The sequence below is a fragment of the Pedococcus sp. KACC 23699 genome (assembly GCF_045348425.1).
GTDB lineage: Bacteria > Actinomycetota > Actinomycetes > Actinomycetales > Dermatophilaceae > Pedococcus.
Genome location: NZ_CP157483.1, coordinates 1,157,710 through 1,173,529 on the forward strand (window position 1 = coordinate 1,157,710; position 15,820 = coordinate 1,173,529).

17 protein-coding genes are annotated in these 15,820 nt (G+C 70.7%); 5 read left to right on the plus strand and 12 right to left on the minus strand.

The window, feature by feature from the left end:
- Positions 1-7: 7 nt before the first annotated feature.
- The 3 genes from ABEG17_RS05275 to ABEG17_RS05285 all read right to left on the minus strand — a co-directional run bounded on the left by ABEG17_RS05275 (position 8) and on the right by ABEG17_RS05285 (position 4,837).
- The gene (locus tag ABEG17_RS05275; RefSeq protein ID WP_406832238.1) at positions 8-2,230 is read right to left on the minus strand and encodes a TIM-barrel domain-containing protein; all 2,223 of its coding nucleotides are present in this window, start codon (positions 2,228-2,230) and stop codon (positions 8-10) included.
- A gap of 110 nt (positions 2,231-2,340) precedes the next feature.
- Complete coding sequence (locus ABEG17_RS05280; RefSeq protein WP_406832239.1) at positions 2,341-4,407, minus strand: ATP-binding protein; 2,067 nt, start codon at positions 4,405-4,407, stop codon at positions 2,341-2,343.
- 1 nt (position 4,408) lies between these two features.
- Entirely contained in the window at positions 4,409-4,837 is a 429-nt protein-coding gene (locus ABEG17_RS05285) for a response regulator (protein ID WP_406832240.1), read from the minus strand.
- Positions 4,838-5,072: 235 nt separating this feature from the next.
- Here ABEG17_RS05285 and ABEG17_RS05290 point away from each other — a divergent pair, with 235 nt between their 5' ends.
- Together ABEG17_RS05290 and ABEG17_RS05295 are read left to right on the plus strand one after the other, a co-directional pair.
- A complete protein-coding gene (locus ABEG17_RS05290) occupies positions 5,073-5,798 on the plus strand; it encodes a response regulator transcription factor (RefSeq protein WP_406832241.1) in 726 nt (241 codons plus the stop codon).
- Positions 5,799-5,814: 16 nt separating this feature from the next.
- On the plus strand, positions 5,815-6,060 hold the full coding sequence (locus tag ABEG17_RS05295) for a hypothetical protein (RefSeq protein ID WP_406832242.1): 246 nt from the start codon (positions 5,815-5,817) through the stop codon (positions 6,058-6,060).
- 21 nt (positions 6,061-6,081) lie between these two features.
- On the opposite strand, the gene ABEG17_RS05300 is transcribed toward ABEG17_RS05295, so the two are convergent.
- From ABEG17_RS05300 to ABEG17_RS05320, 5 genes are all read right to left on the minus strand, one after another.
- The gene (locus ABEG17_RS05300; RefSeq protein WP_406832243.1) at positions 6,082-6,504 is read right to left on the minus strand and encodes a response regulator transcription factor; all 423 of its coding nucleotides are present in this window, start codon (positions 6,502-6,504) and stop codon (positions 6,082-6,084) included.
- A 91-nt stretch (positions 6,505-6,595) separates the two neighbouring features.
- The gene (locus tag ABEG17_RS05305) at positions 6,596-7,570 is read right to left on the minus strand and encodes a phosphotransferase (RefSeq protein ID WP_406832244.1); all 975 of its coding nucleotides are present in this window, start codon (positions 7,568-7,570) and stop codon (positions 6,596-6,598) included.
- A 106-nt stretch (positions 7,571-7,676) separates the two neighbouring features.
- Positions 7,677-7,997 carry a hypothetical protein gene (locus tag ABEG17_RS05310; RefSeq protein ID WP_406832245.1) on the minus strand — a complete coding sequence of 107 codons (321 nt, stop codon included), beginning with the start codon at positions 7,995-7,997 and terminating at the stop codon, positions 7,677-7,679.
- The gene (locus ABEG17_RS05315; RefSeq protein ID WP_406832246.1) at positions 7,994-8,437 is read right to left on the minus strand and encodes a MarR family winged helix-turn-helix transcriptional regulator; all 444 of its coding nucleotides are present in this window, start codon (positions 8,435-8,437) and stop codon (positions 7,994-7,996) included. The genes ABEG17_RS05310 and ABEG17_RS05315 overlap by 4 nt, the downstream gene beginning before the upstream one ends.
- A gap of 109 nt (positions 8,438-8,546) precedes the next feature.
- Positions 8,547-8,996, minus strand: a complete 450-nt coding sequence (locus tag ABEG17_RS05320) for a PleD family two-component system response regulator (RefSeq protein ID WP_406833134.1) — start codon at positions 8,994-8,996, stop codon at positions 8,547-8,549.
- A 256-nt stretch (positions 8,997-9,252) separates the two neighbouring features.
- On the opposite strand from ABEG17_RS05320, the gene ABEG17_RS05325 reads away from it, so the two are divergent.
- Positions 9,253-10,632, plus strand: a complete 1,380-nt coding sequence (locus tag ABEG17_RS05325) for a sensor histidine kinase (RefSeq protein ID WP_406832247.1) — start codon at positions 9,253-9,255, stop codon at positions 10,630-10,632.
- Here the strand turns inward: ABEG17_RS05325 and ABEG17_RS05330 are convergent.
- Both ABEG17_RS05330 and ABEG17_RS05335 read right to left on the minus strand, forming a co-directional pair.
- On the minus strand, positions 10,601-11,290 hold the full coding sequence (locus ABEG17_RS05330) for a response regulator transcription factor (RefSeq protein WP_406832248.1): 690 nt from the start codon (positions 11,288-11,290) through the stop codon (positions 10,601-10,603). The genes ABEG17_RS05325 and ABEG17_RS05330 overlap by 32 nt on opposite strands.
- Positions 11,271-12,059 (minus strand): phosphatase PAP2 family protein, encoded by a 789-nt coding sequence (locus tag ABEG17_RS05335; protein WP_406832249.1) that lies wholly within the window; start codon positions 12,057-12,059, stop codon positions 11,271-11,273. Before ABEG17_RS05335 ends, ABEG17_RS05330 begins: the two co-directional genes overlap by 20 nt.
- Before the next feature lie 168 nt (positions 12,060-12,227).
- Between ABEG17_RS05335 and ABEG17_RS05340 the strand changes: the two genes are divergently transcribed.
- Both ABEG17_RS05340 and ABEG17_RS05345 read left to right on the plus strand, forming a co-directional pair.
- A complete protein-coding gene (locus ABEG17_RS05340; protein WP_406832250.1) occupies positions 12,228-13,274 on the plus strand; it encodes a lysylphosphatidylglycerol synthase domain-containing protein in 1,047 nt (348 codons plus the stop codon).
- Complete coding sequence (locus tag ABEG17_RS05345) at positions 13,271-14,395, plus strand: glycosyltransferase family 4 protein (RefSeq protein ID WP_406832251.1); 1,125 nt, start codon at positions 13,271-13,273, stop codon at positions 14,393-14,395. The genes ABEG17_RS05340 and ABEG17_RS05345 overlap by 4 nt, the downstream gene beginning before the upstream one ends.
- A gap of 57 nt (positions 14,396-14,452) precedes the next feature.
- On the opposite strand, the gene ABEG17_RS05350 is transcribed toward ABEG17_RS05345, so the two are convergent.
- Positions 14,453-14,905: a hypothetical protein gene (locus tag ABEG17_RS05350; protein ID WP_406832252.1), complete on the minus strand. Its 453-nt coding sequence runs from the start codon at positions 14,903-14,905 to the stop codon at positions 14,453-14,455.
- Positions 14,906-14,907: 2 nt separating this feature from the next.
- On the minus strand, positions 14,908-15,729 hold the full coding sequence (locus ABEG17_RS05355; protein WP_406832253.1) for a hypothetical protein: 822 nt from the start codon (positions 15,727-15,729) through the stop codon (positions 14,908-14,910).
- Between the last annotated feature and the right edge of the window lie 91 nt (positions 15,730-15,820).

Genomic DNA, 15,820 nt, shown 5'->3' on the forward strand with positions numbered 1-15,820 from the left:
AGGCGGGTCAGCGGGCCAGGAGCACCTCGGTCAGCGCCCCGAGCAGGGCCGGTGACACCTCGAGCGCCTGCAGCGCGGCCAGGGCGTCACCGGGGGTCGGGCTGGTGCGGACCACCTCGAAGGCCGCGCCCTTGAGCTCGAAACCCATCTGGGCGCGGTCGAGGATCTCGAAGGCCGCCGCCACCGGGTCCGGGTCGACGTCGCCGACCAGCACCGTGTCGTACGAACGGTCCTGCGGCAGGGTCGAGGCCTCGCCCGTCACGTCGTGCACGGTCACCGCGCCGGTCGCGTCGTCATACGTGATCCGGGTGCGGGCCCACCGCTCGTCGTCCCGGTCCTCGACGAGCGTGAACTCCCCGTCTGCGCCGGGCACGACCCGCAGCTCGATCCGGCTCGACGGGTCGATGCCACTGCCGAGGGCGTCCGCGGGCACCACCGGGAGGATCGTCCCGGCCCGCGCGAGGACCGGTATGGAGCCGAGGTCGCGGTGCAGGTGCAGCGTGCGACCGCCGCGGTACCGGGTACCCGTGAACAGGTCGACCCACTCCCCTTCCGGCAGCCACGCCTTGACCCGGCCGAGCCCGGTCTCAGGATCTGCCGGCGAGGTGATCGGCGCGACGAGCAGGTCGGTGCCGAACATGAACTGGTTCGGGACCGTGAAGGCGGCCGGCTCGTCGGGGTGCTCGTAGTACATGGGCTCGACGATCGGCCGACCCTCGTGGGCGCGGACGTTCATCGTGGCGAGGTACGGCAGCAGCTGGTGGCGCAGCCGCAGGAACTCGGTCATCACCTGCTGGGCCCGCGCGCCGAACCGCCACGGCTCCTTGGTGTTGAACGGGTTGAAGCCGGAGTGCAGGCGGTTGACGGGCGAGAAGACGCCGAGCTGGACCCAGCGGGTGGCGAGCTCGTCGTCCTTGTAGCCCTTGAAGTGGCCACCGATGTCGTGGCTCCACCAGCCGTACCCAGCGTTGGAGGCCGTCGCCGTGAAGTAGGGCTGGAAGTCCAGGGACTCCCACGTGATCATCGTGTCGCCGGAGAAGCCGATCGGGTAGCGGTGGCTGCCGATCCCGGCGTACCGCGAGAACGTCAGCGGTCGGCGGCCGGAGCGCCCCGAGTCGAGGTAGTGGAAGTGGTTGAGCAGCCACAGCGGGTCGAGACCGGGGATGCGGGTGACGCCGCCCTGCTGCCAGTCCAGCCACCAGAAGTCGACGCCCTCCTCCTCGAGCGGGTGGTGCAGCTCCTCGAAGTAGGCCTCGAGGAACTCGGGGTCGGTGGGGTCGAACGGGACCGCCGCCTCCGAGGCCGGGTCGACCCCCAGTCGCTTGGCCAGGGCCGCGTAGGCCTGTTCGTGCGCGTGCACGCCCTCGGCCGGGTGGACGTTGAGGGACGTGGCCAGTCCGCGTTCGTGCAACCCGGTGAGGAAGGCCGCAGGGTCGGGGAACAGGTCGCGGTTCCAGGTGTAGCCGGTCCAGCCGCTGCCGTACCTCGGGTCGATGTCGACCAGGTGCCAGTCCATGTCGATGACCCCGACCGAGAACGGGATCCCCTCTGCTGCAAAGCGATCCATCAGCGCGAGGTACTCGTCGGCGGAGTAGGGGTGGTAGCGGCTCCACCAGTTGCCGAGCGCGTACCTCGGCAGCAGCGGCGTCGGACCGGTGAGGGTGTAGAGGACCTCGAGCGCGCGACGGTAGTCACGACCGTAGGCGAAGACGTAGAGATCGAGGTTTCCGTTGCGGCGTGGGGCGATCCAGCCGTCGTCGGTCAGCAGGACGGTGGCCGAGTCGTCGACCATCGCGATGCCGTCGCGGGCGAGGATGCCGTTCTCGAGGGGGATCGCTCCGTCGACGTCGTCGAGGGTGCGGGCGGTGCCGCCGAGGTTCGGTGAGGCGACGCCATACCTCCACATGCTGTCCTGGGAGTGGAACCCGCCCTTGGCCCACACGGACAGTCCCTGGGTGGTGAACTCGCCCCTGTCGTAGGTGAGGTGCAGGCGCTCCGTGCTGATCTCGAGAAGTCCGTCGGCGCCGTCGGACTCGGTCAGCGTGAAGTCGCAGACGGGGAAGGCACGGTTGAGCACCGTCTGGGACGCACGGTCCTCGAACTCACCCGTCGGGCTGTACTCGAGCCGCACGAGCCCTGCGTCGAGCACGGTGATCCGATAGCGGTCGCCCTGCACGATGTTGGCGGGGTCGGCGATCGGGTGGGTGTCGAGCCGGAAGTGCTCTTTCACGGTGCTCCTCGTCGGAGTGGGCGACATTGACGGGCCCACTCTTGCGAGGCCCGCGTCGGCAGACAAGCCCGCGACACCCTGCGGACAGCCCGTGATCCGTCGGCGAGCGCTCAGACGGCTCCCGCGTCGACGGCAGCCGGGTCCCTCAGGGGCAGCTCCAGGGTGAACGTCGAGCCGAAGCCCTCCACGGAGGCGGCCGAGACCGACCCGCCGTGCTGGCTCGCGATCCCCCGGACGATCGACAGGCCGATCCCGGTGCCCTGGATGGCCTGCCGTTGCGCGCTGCTCGACCGGAAGAACCGGCTGAACAGCTGGTCCTGCTCATCCTCGGGGATGCCCATGCCGGTGTCGGACACGGACAGCAGTGCTCTGGAGCCCTGGTGCGACACCCGCACCGTCACGCTGCCGTCGTCGGGGGTGAACTTGATGGCGTTGCTGAGCAGGTTCATCACCAACCGCTCGAGCTGCTCGGGGTCCGCCATGACCGGTGTCGGCTGGCTGCCCACCTCGAGGTTCATCCGCAGCCGTCGGTTGCGCAGCAGGGGGGTGACACCCTCCAGCGCGCCCCTGGCGCTGTCGCGCAGGTCGTGGCGGCGCAGGACCGGGCTCGACGTGCCCGACTCCAACCGGGATGCCGTCAGGAGGTCCTCGATGAGGATCATCAGCCGTTGGCCGTTGCGGCGGATCCGGCCGAGCATGTCGCGCTGGTCGGGGTTCACCTCGCCACCGAGGCCGTCGATGAGCATCTCGGTGTAGCCGACCACGCTGGTCACGGGTGTCCGCAGCTCGTGGCTCACCGAGGAGACGAACGTCGACTTGGCGTCGTTGAGCCGCTTGAGCTCCCGAACGGCGTCCTGCTCCTTCCGGAGCGCTCCCTCGAGGAGCTCGCGGGCGCCTCGCTGGTCGGTGATGTCGACGAGCTGCGCGGTGAACATGAAGTGGGTGCCGTTGCGGTTGAGCGGCGAGAGCACCAGCTCGACCCAGCGGGCGGAGTCCTGCGCGAGCTGGACCTCTCCGCGCCAGCCGCTCCTGGTGTCGGCCATGATCGCGAGCATCCCGTCGCGGACCTGGCTCCGTCCGGGCTCGAGGAAGTACGTGAACCAGTCCTCGTCCGAGATCAGGGCGTCGCGCTCCGTACGCAGCAGGCGGGCAGCCACGTCGTTGGCCTCGACGGCGACGGGGTAGGAGTCATCGCACCGCAGGATGAACATGCCGAGCATCGCATCGGCGAACCCGTGCCTGAACACCTGCTCGCTCTCCGTGACGCGCGCCAGCAGCTCGCGACGCTGCCTGACGATGATCGCCAGGGGCAGCGCCGTGAAGGCGCAGACCGCGAGGAACGCCTGGGTCAGGGCGGCGACGACCTCCGGGCGGACCAACGCACCCGAGGGATCCAGGGCGAACGGCCCCAGGCCCTGCGCGGTCAGCACGCTGGCCAGGAACCCCACGACCATCAGCTGGATGCACGTGGCCCGTAGAGAGCTGCGCAGGGCACTCCACACGAGGACCGGGATCTCGGCGAACGCGACCGGCTGACCATTGCCGAGCCCGAACACCGCGACGGTGGTGAGCACCACCCCGGACCACTGCACCACCCGCTCCCACCGTGAGCGGGCGACGCCCTGACCTGTCTGCAGGAACAACGGGAGGACGACCAGCAGCGCAGCGAGGTGCTGGGCCGCGACGGCACGGGCCGTCGGCCCGAAGGGCGACGGGGTGAACGCAGTGGCGCCCAGTCCCCCGAGGACCCCCGTCACCGCTGCCCCGGCGAACGCGGCGAGCACCAGGCGCCAGAAGTCGTGCATCGAGCGCAGCGACCGGCCGGGCCCACCGAAGCCGAACAGGAGCAGGGCGACGACGGCGCACTCGGCCGCGTTGGCGAACGCGAACCCCGCAGCCGCGGGCAGTGCTCGACCGCCGATGAGGTTGGCGACCAGGCAGACGACCCACACCCCCGCCAACATGGCCACCCGCTGACCCCCACGGGCCAGCAGGACAGCGCCGACACTGACCCCGGCCGCCGGCCACCACGCCGCCACCGTGGAGCCCACCGGCGCGAGGCGCACGGACGTGAGCATGAGGAGGAACACCAGCGCCAGCAGCCCGACCCCCGCGGCGATGTCCTGCCACCGACGCGGGATGGGGTCCCACCCGTGCACGGCGCCGGCGACGGTCACGTCAGGGCTCCCTGTGCAGCGGCAGGTCGGGGATGACGACGGGCGCGGGAGGCGGCAGTGCCGCGTGCTCGGTGAGCAGCTGGGCCACGACAGCCATGATGTGCGCCGGGCTGAACGGCTTGGTCACGTAGTGGTTCGCCCCGGCCAGCAGACCCGCGTCGATCTCGAAGGGTGAGGTGCGCGAGCTGACCAGGATCACGGGCACGTGCACGAGGTGACGTTGCCGGCGGATCCACCAGCAGACCTCGATGCCGCTGAGTCCCGGCATCTGCACGTCCAGCAGGATCACGTTCGGCGTCAGCGCCTCCAGCAGCCGCACCGCCTCCCGGCCGTCCTCGGCCAGGACCGTCTGTGCGCCGGTCCGGCCCACCGCCAGCGACAGCAGATCGCGGATGTCCGCGTCATCGTCGGCGATCAGGGCGAGTGGCATGCGTCCAGACTCTCTCATCAGGTGCAGGGACGGGCTCGAAGAGTGCAGGGGTTCTCTTCGAGCCCGTCCGGTCGCCGTGGCCCTGCGATGGGGGGGGATCCTGGGCCAGGTGAGACCGGCACTGGCGTGGTGCCGTGGTCAATGCTGCGTCACCGGGCGTGAAGGAGGCGATACGCAACCCGTCGAGTGTCGTGAAGATGGCGTGAAGATCCCGCTTTGTCCATAGACTTCCGCCATGGCTCGGCTCTTGGTGGTCGATGACGAGGCGCAGATCGTGACGGCGCTGACCCGCGGACTCGAGCGGGAGGGGTATGACGTCGACGTGTCCCGCAATGGCCTCGACGCGGTCACCCTCGCCGCTTCCAGCGCCCCCGACCTGATCGTGCTCGACCTGTTCCTCCCGGACATCGACGGGATCGAGGTACTGCGCCGCATCCGTTCCTGGAGCGCGGTGCCGGTGCTCATCCTGTCCGGTGACGGCGACGAGGAGCGCAAGATCGCCGCCCTGGACGAGGGTGCCGACGACTACCTCGAGAAGCCGTTCAGCCTCGGCGAGCTCCGGGCGCGGGTCCGGGCCCTGCTGCGGCGGGCCGGCGCGACCGCCGAGTCGGCCAACCTCACCAGCGACGGCCTCGAGGTGGACCTCGCCCGCAAGACCGTCGAGCTGGACGGCGCGGCCGTGCGACTCACGCCGACGGAGTGGCGCCTGCTGGAGCTGTTCGTCGCCCAGTCGGGCAAGCTGCTGACCCATCAGTGGCTGATCGCCCGGATCTGGGGTGCCGGCCACGGGGACGAGACGGTGCAGACCCTGCGCGCGCACCTGCGATCCCTGCGGGCCAAGCTCGGCGACGACTCCAAGGAGCCCCGGTTCATCCGCACGGAGACGCGGATCGGGTACCGGTGGCTGCCTCCCGTCGCGACGGGTGACGCCGCGGGCCCTGCGAGCGCCCATGGGGTCTGAGCCCACGGATCACGGGGTGCGCAACACCCTCGCGGCCCTGCGCGGTTACCTCGAGCTGGCCCACGAGACCGCCCGCGGGCGGGCCGGTCGTCCCGAGGACGTCGTCCGCGACCTCGACGACGCACTGCTCTGCCTCGCCAAGCTCGAGCGCCGCCTCGGCGTCCACGTCGACGACGGGACAACCCATCACGAGACCACCGACCATGAGACCGCCGACCGCGGGGATCCGCCGTCCGAGCGCCCCGGGGTGATCACGCCCTGAGGCGTGCCCCTCCGCGAAGGTTCACAACCCGGTGGCGACCGCGAAGGGCTCCGGGAAGGCCAGCTCCGGCGCGAACGAGCGGATCGCCCGTGCCACCACCGTGAGCAGGGCACGCGTGGTGAAGGGTTTGCGGACCACGGCGAAGGCGCCCAGCTCGAGGGCGTCGACCTCGATCTCGACCTCGACCGATGCCGTGAGCATCACGGCCGGCACGGACGAGCCGTTGCGCCGCATGGTCCCGAGGACCGCCATGCCGTCGACGTCCGGCATGCGCAGGTCAAGGACCACGCAGTGCGGGGCCACGGCCTCGAGGGCGCCGAGGGCGTCGGCGCCGTCGCCGACGACGGTCACCTGCAGGCCGACGTGGGAGAAGACCCGCTCGATGAGGACGCGTATGTCCTCGTCGTCCTCCGCCACCAGGACCCGGACGTCATCGTGCTCCACCGCGCCCCCCTTTGTCCTCGATCGCGACATTTGACACCCCGGAGAATTGTCACACACGAGGCGCCTACGCACCGGGGACCAGGAGGCGCGGTCAAGGGGTGGACGCGGCCCGGACCGCGGCCAGCAGCTCCTCGAGCACCCTTCGGGTGTGCGGCTCCTGGAAGACCTCCCGGACCCATTCGTGGGCAGCCGCCCGGCTGGGCGAACGCGGGGTGGGACTCAGCCAGTCGGCCGAGGCCGTCGCGGTGATGTGGCCGAGCTGGGCGATGAGCATGGAGAACTGACCACGGCGGGTGACCGCCCCGGGACCACCAGCTGCTGCGTATGCCTCGACAAGGGCTCGGGCCCGCCCCGGGTCCGAGCGCCCGAACTCGAAGAGCACCGCAGCGAGCTCCATGCTCGGGTCGGCTGCACCGCTCTCCTCCCAGTCGATGACGCAGAGCCCACCGTCGGTGGTGAGCAGGACGTTGTCGGCCCAGAGGTCGCGATGGCAGGTGCGCAGCACCGCAGGAGGTTCGATCCACCCCTCGAGGGCCACCAGCTCGTCGCGGAGGTCGGCGAGCTGTTCCGCGAACGGCGCCCGGGCGGCCCGCAGGTCGGCGACCAAGGTGTCCCAGTGCTCGGCGCCGACCGGTTCGGTGGACCACGGGTCCGGAGGCCCGGCGGCCGGGCGGTCCAGCCTGTGGATCGTGGCCACCACCTCACCCACGAGGGCGGGGTCGACCAGGGGGTCGGGCGGTTGCAGGTCCACCCAGACGTGGACCCTCACCGGAACGGCGCCATCCGTGCCGACGTCGGCGAACACCGCTCCCTCCGCCGTGCGACGAACCTCCGGGGTGGGCACCCCTGCTCGACGGGCCGCCTCCTGGAACTCCGTCGACAGTGCGGCGGCCTCTTCGCTGACGGCTTCGAAAGCCACCTTGACCGCCCACGATCCGTCGGTGGTGTCGAGCCGCCACACCTGTCCCTGCCTGCCCCTGGCCACCGGGCCGTCGGAGAGGCGCACCACGCGTCCGAGCCCGAAGCAACGAGCAACCACCTCGGCATCCACGCCCCACTGGATCACACCCCGACCGAGCGACACCAGAGCCTGTCGTCGACAGCCGGGCCCACGGGTCTCGCCGATGACCTCCGACCGACCTCCGTGGGACGCAGCCCGGAGCCCTTTCGGGCTAGTTGCTGGAGGACTGCTCCGGGTCGTGGTCACCGGCGATGGTCACGGTCCAGCCGGTGCCGCAGGCGAAGCACGTGAATCCGGGGTTGTCGCGCCGGATCGAGTTGTCCGCCTCGCGGTTGGCGGGCCGCACGAGGGTGGTCTTCTCACTCCCGCAGGACGGGCAGCGCACCAGTCCGTCGTCAGCGCCGGGGCGCGACCGGGCACGGGAGACGTCCTCGCTCTCGGACTGCCGCTCACCCCATGACATGGACGAGTCGGGCTGAGGGTGGGCGCCCTGGCCGCGGTTCTCAGGAACGCTGGAACGATTCGGGGTCACGGCTGCTCCGTCGACATGGTCAGGACGAGTGAGTGGAGCGCCTCGCGAAGGTCGGCCAGGTCCTCACCGCAGAGCCCGGTCTGATGGACGACCTCGTGCTGCGCGCTCGAGGCCGCCGACTCCAGCGCGCGCCCGCGCGGGGTCAGCGACACGATGACCACGCGCCCGTCACTGCCGTCCACGTGACGCTGGAGCAGGTCCGCCTGCTCCAGGCGACGAAGCATCGGGCTCAGGGCGTGGGCGCTCAGCTGCAGGCGGCCGGCGATGTCGTTGATGGCGCGACCGTCCCCCTCCCACAGGACGAGCATCACGAGGTACTGCGGGTAGGTCAGACCGATGCGCTCGAGCAGCGGGCGGTACGCGCGAGTGACCTGGTTGGTCGCGGCATACAGCGCGAAGCACAGCTGGTCGTCGAGGCGAAGATTGGTGGGGGTGCTCACGTGGTGCTCCTTCGGACAGCACCAGAATATAGATCACGCGCGATGTAAATCGCACCTCGAGCGGCGGAGCCGGTCGGGGGCCCCGTGACCCGCCACGACCAGACGCGGGTCAGCGCTGGGGGTCGAGGTCCGGGATCACGACCGCCGTCGGCGGCCGCAGGGTCGGCCGCGCGGTCGGGCGGCCGCGGCGGAGCTGGTTGACCACCGCCACGATCTGCGCCGGCGTGAAGGGTTTGGTGACGTACTGGTTGGCCCCGGCCAACAGCCCTGCATCGATCTCGAACGGTGACGTCCGCGCACTGACGAGGACCACCGGGACGCGGGCGAGGTGGCGCTGTCGACGGATCCACCAACAAACCTCGATGCCGCTCAGTCCCGGCATCTGCACGTCGAGCAGGATGATCTCGGGGTGCAGGGTTGCCAGCACCTGCACCGCCTGGCGACCGTCCTCGGCCAGGACCGGCTCCAGGCCGAGGCCGCCCACGACCATGGACAACACGTCCCGGATGTCGGCGTCGTCGTCGGCGATGAGGGCGATCGACCGCCCTGTCGGATCCATCACGACCGGCCCCGGACGGACGTGCGCGCACCAACGAGGGAGGTGGACGCGACCAGTGTCGACACGGTGCTCAGGCCTCCTCTGAGGGTGCGGACAGGAAGCACTTGAATGTACCTGCGTGGGATGGTGCGCGAACCCTCATTGGGGGAATCCCGCCCCACCTGCAACTCAGGAAACGCTCATCGCGCGCTGCTAGCCTGCGTGCGCCGATCCAGACCGACAGGGCACCGTGTTGAGACGTTGGAACGCTTGGTCAGTGCAGCGCCGCGTGCTCGTCGTGTCCGCCGCCGTGGCGACCGTGGTCATCGCCCTCGGCGTCGTCGCGTTCGCGACCGCGCTGGACCGCATCCTCTACAGCGCCGCGCAGGACTCGGCCCGCACCAAGGCCACCGAGCTCAGCGCCACCATCGCCGCGGGTGAGCGCCCGGCCACCCTCGCCCTGCGCGACGTCACCAGCAAGGGCTCTCTCCTGGAGGTCCTCGACAGCCACCACCAGGTCGTTGCTGCGTCCGAGTCGATCCTGAGCGGCAGCGGGTCGGCCATCACCACCCTGCAGCCACGCCCTGGCGAGGTCCAGGTCGCCCAGGAAGCCTCGATCAGCGGCGAGGTGGGCGAGCCCCACGCCGTCGTGGCCCAGGGCGTCCGCGAGCCCGGTGGGGATGCATACGTCGTCGTCGTCGCCAAGCCGCTGGACGTCGAGGCGAACACCGTCCGCACGGCCACCGCGCTGCTCGCCCTCGGCGCCCTCGCGCTGCTGGGACTCCTGCTCGTCCTGATCAGCAGGATCCTCAAGCAGGCGCTGCTGCCGGTCGAACGCATCCGCAGCGAGGTCGCCCGGATCACCAAGGTGCGCGGGCGCGGGCTGATCACGGTCCCCCCGACCGGGGACGAGATCGCCAGGCTGGCCCAGACGATGAACCTCATGCTGGCTCGCCTCGAGCAGGCCGACGACACCGCCCGGCGCTTCATCTCCGACGCCTCCCACGAGCTGCGCAGCCCGCTGGCCACCATCCGCGCCGCGATCGAGGTCTCGGGCCCCGAGTCCACCGCAGCAGATGCTGATCGTGATGCGGTGATCCACGGCGAGGTGCTCCGCCTCCAGCACCTGGTCGAGGACCTCCTGACGCTCGCCAAGGCCGACGACGGGCTGCCCTTGACCATGGAGGAGGTCGACCTTGATGACCTGCTCGAGGGCGAGGTACGACGCCTGCGTGCCACGGGCGAGGTACCGGTCCGCGCCTCGATCGTCGCCTCTCGGGTGGTCGGCGACCGGCTCAAGCTGGGTCAGGCCCTGCGCAACCTGGTCGACAACGCCGCCACCCACAGCCGCAGCGAGGTCTTCCTCGGCGTGGAGCCGCAGGACGACGTCGTGGTCATGACGGTCGACAACGACGGTCCACCGGTGCCCGAGGACCAGCGCGAGGCGGTGTTCGACCGGTTCGCCCGGCTCGAGGAGTCGCGCGAACGCGACAGGGGTGGCAGCGGGCTGGGGCTGGCCATCGTCCGCACCATCATCGAGGCCCACGGTGGAACCGTGCGGGCGACGACCAACCCTGCTGGGCAGTGCCGCTTCGAGGCACGCATCCCGGTCGTGGCGCGGCCGGTCAGTGCGGCGTCCCCCCAGCCACAGGCATGAGGCGGTATCCCATCCCCCGCACCGTCTCCAGCGAGGTCACGCCGAACGCGAGGTCGATCTTCCGTCGAAGGTAACCGACGTAGACCTCGACGATGTTGTCGCTGCCGTCGAACGCCTGGTCCCAGACGTTGTCGAGGATCTCCGCCTTGGACAGGACGACCTCGGGGTGGCGCATCATGAACTGCAGGACCGAGAACTCCTTTGCCGTCAACGTGATCGGGTGACCGTTGCGGCTCACCGTGCGCTTGTTGGGGTCGAGCGTGAGGTCGCCGACGGCGAGGGCGACCGGGCGGACCGGGGCTCCCCGGCGGACCAGTGCCCGGAGCCTCGCGACGAGGACGACGAAGCTGAACGGCTTGGTCAGGTAGTCGTCGGCCCCGAGGTCGAACGCATCGGTCTGGTCGTACTCGCCGTCCTTGGCGGTGAGCATCATCGCCGGGGTCCAGATCTTCAGCTCCCGGATGTTGCGCAGGACGTCGTAGCCGTTGCGGCCGGGAAGCATGATGTCCAGCACCAGCACGTCGTAAGGGTTCTCGGTCGCGAGCCACTGACCGGTGACCCCGTCGTGGGCGACGTCCACGACGAAGCCCTCGTTGGTCAGGCCCCGGCGGAGCGTCTCGGCCAGGGCCTTCTCGTCCTCAACGAGCAGGACCCGCATCCGTCGCCCCTTCCATGTCGTCGTTCGCCCGGCCGGCCAGGACCCGCCACGGCCGGGAGGCCTCGAGCCGCGGCAGCACCGCGACCAGCGCCACCAACGCCATGCCGAGGACGGCCACGGCCAACACCCAACCCGCAATGACGTCGGTCGTCCAGTGATAGCCCAGGTAGACGCGACTCGCCCCTATGGCCACGCTGCCGATCACCCACGCCGCCACCGTCGCGACGCGTGCCGGCCGACCACCCCGCGGCCAGACGACCAGCATCACCACGAGGCCGAGGAAGACCGTCGAGAACAGCGTGTGGCCCGACGGGAACGAGTACCCGTTGTCGACCGGCCCGACGACGAACGCGGCGGGGGGCCGGTGCCGGCCGAGCAGGTGCTTGACGCCCAGGGTGAGCGCCGCCGCACCGGCCATGGCTGCGCCGAACAACAGCGCGCGCAGCCGGTCACGTCGGGCGAACCACAACCACGCCAGCGCTCCCACGGTGAGGAGGCCGATGGCCACCTCGCTCCCGACGGTGCTCACGACCTCCGCAGCGAAGGTCAGGCCGGGCAGCCGGAGCCCGGCCACCGAGGAGGTGATGCCGGGGTCGTAGGACGCGAGGTCGGCATGCTCGGAGACACCGTCGACCAGGCCTGCGAACCCCGCGAGCGCGACAGCCGTGACCCCGGCGCCCGCGAGCGCAGGGGTGCGGGACAGCCGCGCCGAGCCTCCGTCACGAAGACGGAGCTGCGGTGCGGGTGTGGTGGCGGGTCGAGGTCTCACGAGCACGCTCTCTGGTCGCTGGGTTGGGCGGCATGCGGGTGCCGATGCTGGTACGACCATCCCGCGCGCGGCCTGAACAGTTCCTGAGGACGTGTTCCTCAGGAACTGTTCAGCGCCGGGGGTCCACACTGTGGCAACGTGGACCGACGTAGGCAGCAGGGGGAAGTGATGGACAGGACCGCGGCACGTGTGGTGGCCGAGCGCCTGTCTGTTCCCCTGCGCGCCACCGCCGCCATGTCCTTCGGACTCGTCTTCCTGTGGTGGGCCCTTCCCCGCGTCGCAGGCGTGGGCTGGCGGGCGATCGGCACCACGATCGGCGAGATCTCGGCACGGGTCGGCCTCGGACTCGCCCTGCTCTGGGCCTGCGGCCTTCTCGCGCACTCGTTCGTCCTGACCGCAGCCCTCCCCGGACTGACCCGTCGTCGGGCCCTGACGCTCAGCCTCACGGGCAGCGCGGTGTCCAACGTCATCCCGTTCGGTGGCGCCCTCGGTGTCGCCCTCAACTTCACGATGGTCCGAGCCTGGCGCTTCCACAAGGGCGCCTTCGCCACGTTCGTCATGGTCACGAACGTCTGGGACGTGCTGTCCAAGCTGGCACTGCCCTTGGTCGCCGTGGTCCTGATGACCGCTGGTGGAGCGCTTCCCGGACGTGCGCTGCAGACCTGGGCCATCGTCGGCTCGGCGCTCATCGTGACCCTCGTCGTTGCCGGCGCCGTGCTTCTCAAGAGTGAGCGCCTCGCGACCGGGACCGTCCGCGTCCTCGCGTCGGGCGCCCAGCGCGTCGGGCGACGCCGTCAGGTGTCGGCCGCCAAGGTGGAGACAGACCTCCTCGAGGCCCGTGCCCGGGTGCGTGGGATCGTCGGCTCGCGCTGGCCCCAGCTGACCATGGGGATGGCCGTCTACATCTCGCTCCAGGGTGCGCTGCTCTGGTCCTGTCTGCACGCGGTCGGCATCGACCTCCCCCTGTATGCCGTCGCGGCCGCGCTCGCCGCCGACCGGCTGCTCAGCATCATCCCGCTGACGCCCGGCGGCGCCGGGTTCGCCGAGGTCGGGACCGCCGCCGCACTGATCGGCTTCGGCGCCGATCCCCTCGGCGTCGCTGCGGGCGTGCTCCTGTACCGCGCGTTCACCTTCCTCCTGGAGATCCCCGTCGGCGGTGTGTGGCTGGGTTGCTGGCTGGCCCTGCGTCCGCGCGCACGGGCGGCAGCCGCGTGAGGATCCTGCACGCCACCGACACCTACGGCCCGACGCTGGGAGGCATCGAGGTCTTGGTGCGCACGCTGGCCGAGAGCCAGGCCGCGGCCGGGCACGAGGTCACCGTCCTCACGCGCACGCCGGCACCGGACGCAGCACCCGGGACGGTCGACGTGTGCCGCGACCCGGGCGCGATGCGGGCCCTGGTCGCCGGCGCCGATGTCGTCCACGGCCACGTCTCCGCCTACTCCCCCCTGGCCCTGCGCGCGGTTGAGGCGGGGGCCAAGGCTGGCGTCCCCTCGGTGGCGACGGTGCATTCCGTCTGGGGCAGTGCGTGGCCACTGTTCAGAGCAGCTGCCGAGGTCCGAGGATGGACCGACCTCCCGATCCAGTGGACAGCGGTGAGCGACGTCGCGGCAGGACCGGTGCGCCGTGCCATCGCCGGTCGTGAGGTCGTCGTGGTCCCGAACGCGGTCGACACGTCGTTCTGGGCACCAGCGCGCCCTCCGCGCCTCACTGGTCCCGTGACCATCGTCTCGGTCATGCGGATGAGCCACCGCAAGAAACCGCTGGAGCTCGTCGCGGCCCTCCAGCGCATGCGGGCCCGCGTGCCCGCGGACATCCCCGTCACCGCCGTCCTCGCGGGCGACGGGCCCCTGCTCGACAGGGTGCGCCGGAAGATCCACCGGCTCGGTCTGGCCGGGTGGGTGCACACCCCCGGTGACCTGTCCCACGCGCAGCTGCGCGACCTGTACCGGCATGCTGAGATCTACGTCGCGCCGGCCCGGCTGGAGTCCTTCGGGCTGGCTGCCCTCGAGGCCCGCGCTGCAGGGCTGGCGATCGTGGCCCGGGAGGACACCGGCGTCACCGAGTTCGTCGCCCACGGCCTCGACGGCCTGCTGGCCGGCGACCACGAGGAGCTCGCCGACCACCTCGCCCACCTCTGCACCGACGAGGCGATGCGGCACACGATGGTGCAGCGCAACCACCTCGTACCGCCGCTCCAGGACTGGTCCCACGTGCTCGAACGCAACACCGCCGCATACCTGATGGCTGGCGCGGTGGACGCGCCCTGCTCCGACGACCCGAGCTCGGCCACCACCCTCCGTCCGAGCCCCGCCGGGGAGTCTGCGGCGACCTAGCCGTACTCACCTGACAGGGGCTCAGCACGCACCCTGCTGGCGCTGGCGCCATCCGGGTCAGGACCTCGACGAGTTCTCGTCGCCGTCGACCTCGGCGACGGGGACGCCGAACCGCCGCAGCCGGTCGGCCAGGTCGTGGTGCCACCACGGTCGCGGCCTCGTGACCGAGACCGGCAGAGCCAGCAGGATCTCGTCGACAGGTTCGCCGAGGACCGTCTCCTCGATGGCGTCCACGGGGTCGTGACGGATCGAGACCGAGCCGATGACCGGGGCACCTGCGGCGGCCTCGAGCTGGGGCAGCGTCTCCAGCAGGACGCACTCGGCCTCGAACGCCTTGTCGTGGCGCTCTGGGTGGAGCAGGTGCAGCTCCGCCTTGGCGGGGTTGAGCACGACGAGGCGGAGCTGGACGTCATCGGCGGCGGCCCGTTCGGCCACCGCACGAAGCAGCGCAAGCGAGGGGGTGGCACTGTCGGTGACCACCAGCACCCTCGTCCTGCGCTGCTGCTGCACGCTCAGTCCTGCCGGTCGCCCGCCATCGCGGAGGCGCGCTCGGAGCGGATCGCGGCACGCTCCGTACGGTCCTTGTGCGTCACGCTGAGGTGGACCACGACCGCGAGGATCGTGGCGAGGAACAGGACGCTGGTCCCCAGCGTGCCCAGCCCGGCTCCACCCTCGTCGTGACCCGAGGCGAGGCAGTCACCGATGTTCGCGCCCAGGGGGCGGGTCAGGATGTAGGCCAGCCAGAAGCACAGCACCGGACCGGCACCCAGCTTCCACGCGGCGAACACGGCAGCGATCAGACCCAGCGGCAGCAGCACCGAGGCACCGGGTGACCACCCGGTCAGCTCCAGCGTCCAGTCACCGGCGGCGGTGCCCAGGGCGAACGTCACCAGGACGGTCAACCAGTAGAACGCCTCGCGAGGGGTGGTGACGATCGAGTGGATCGACAACGTCCGTTCCCGGGCCCACCAGATGGCGAAGACCACGGCCAGGGCCACGGCGAACACGGCCGTGCTCACCCACAGGGGCACCCCGACCCCGTCGGTGAGGTTGTCCGTCAACAGGGTCCCGACCACGCTGATCAGCACCACCGCCAGCCAGTAGACCGAAGGGACGTACTGCTTGAGCCGGAACTGGGCGACCAGCACCGCGACGAGGGCGACCGAGAACACCAGCGTGGTCTTCGCGAGCCCGAAACCCAGCGTCTCGTTGATGTAGTCCGCGAAGCTCTCCCCCACGGTCGTGCACAGGATCTTGATCACCCAGAAGTAGATCGTGACCTCAGGGACCTTGTTCGACATGCGGCGGCGTTGGTCTGGTGCGAGCGTCGTCATGGCGCCCACCATGGTGGAGCCCGTCTGAACGGTTCCTGAGCCGACACGCCATCGGTTTGCCCAGAGCGCGCACCGTGGGCGACCCTGAAGG

Bases quoted from the DNA above. Each gene is read 5' to 3' on its own strand.
- ABEG17_RS05285 (WP_406832240.1), bottom strand. From the start codon at position 4,837: ATGCCACTCGCCCTGATCGCCGACGATGACGCGGACATCCGCGATCTG.
- ABEG17_RS05290 (WP_406832241.1), top strand. From the start codon at position 5,073: ATGGCTCGGCTCTTGGTGGTCGATGACGAGGCGCAGATCGTGACGGCG.
- ABEG17_RS05320 (WP_406833134.1), bottom strand. From the start codon at position 8,996: ATGGATCCGACAGGGCGGTCGATCGCCCTCATCGCCGACGACGACGCC.
- ABEG17_RS05330 (WP_406832248.1), bottom strand. From the start codon at position 11,290: ATGCGGGTCCTGCTCGTTGAGGACGAGAAGGCCCTGGCCGAGACGCTC.
- ABEG17_RS05340 (WP_406832250.1), top strand. From the start codon at position 12,228: ATGGACAGGACCGCGGCACGTGTGGTGGCCGAGCGCCTGTCTGTTCCC.
- ABEG17_RS05355 (WP_406832253.1), bottom strand. From the start codon at position 15,729: ATGACGACGCTCGCACCAGACCAACGCCGCCGCATGTCGAACAAGGTC.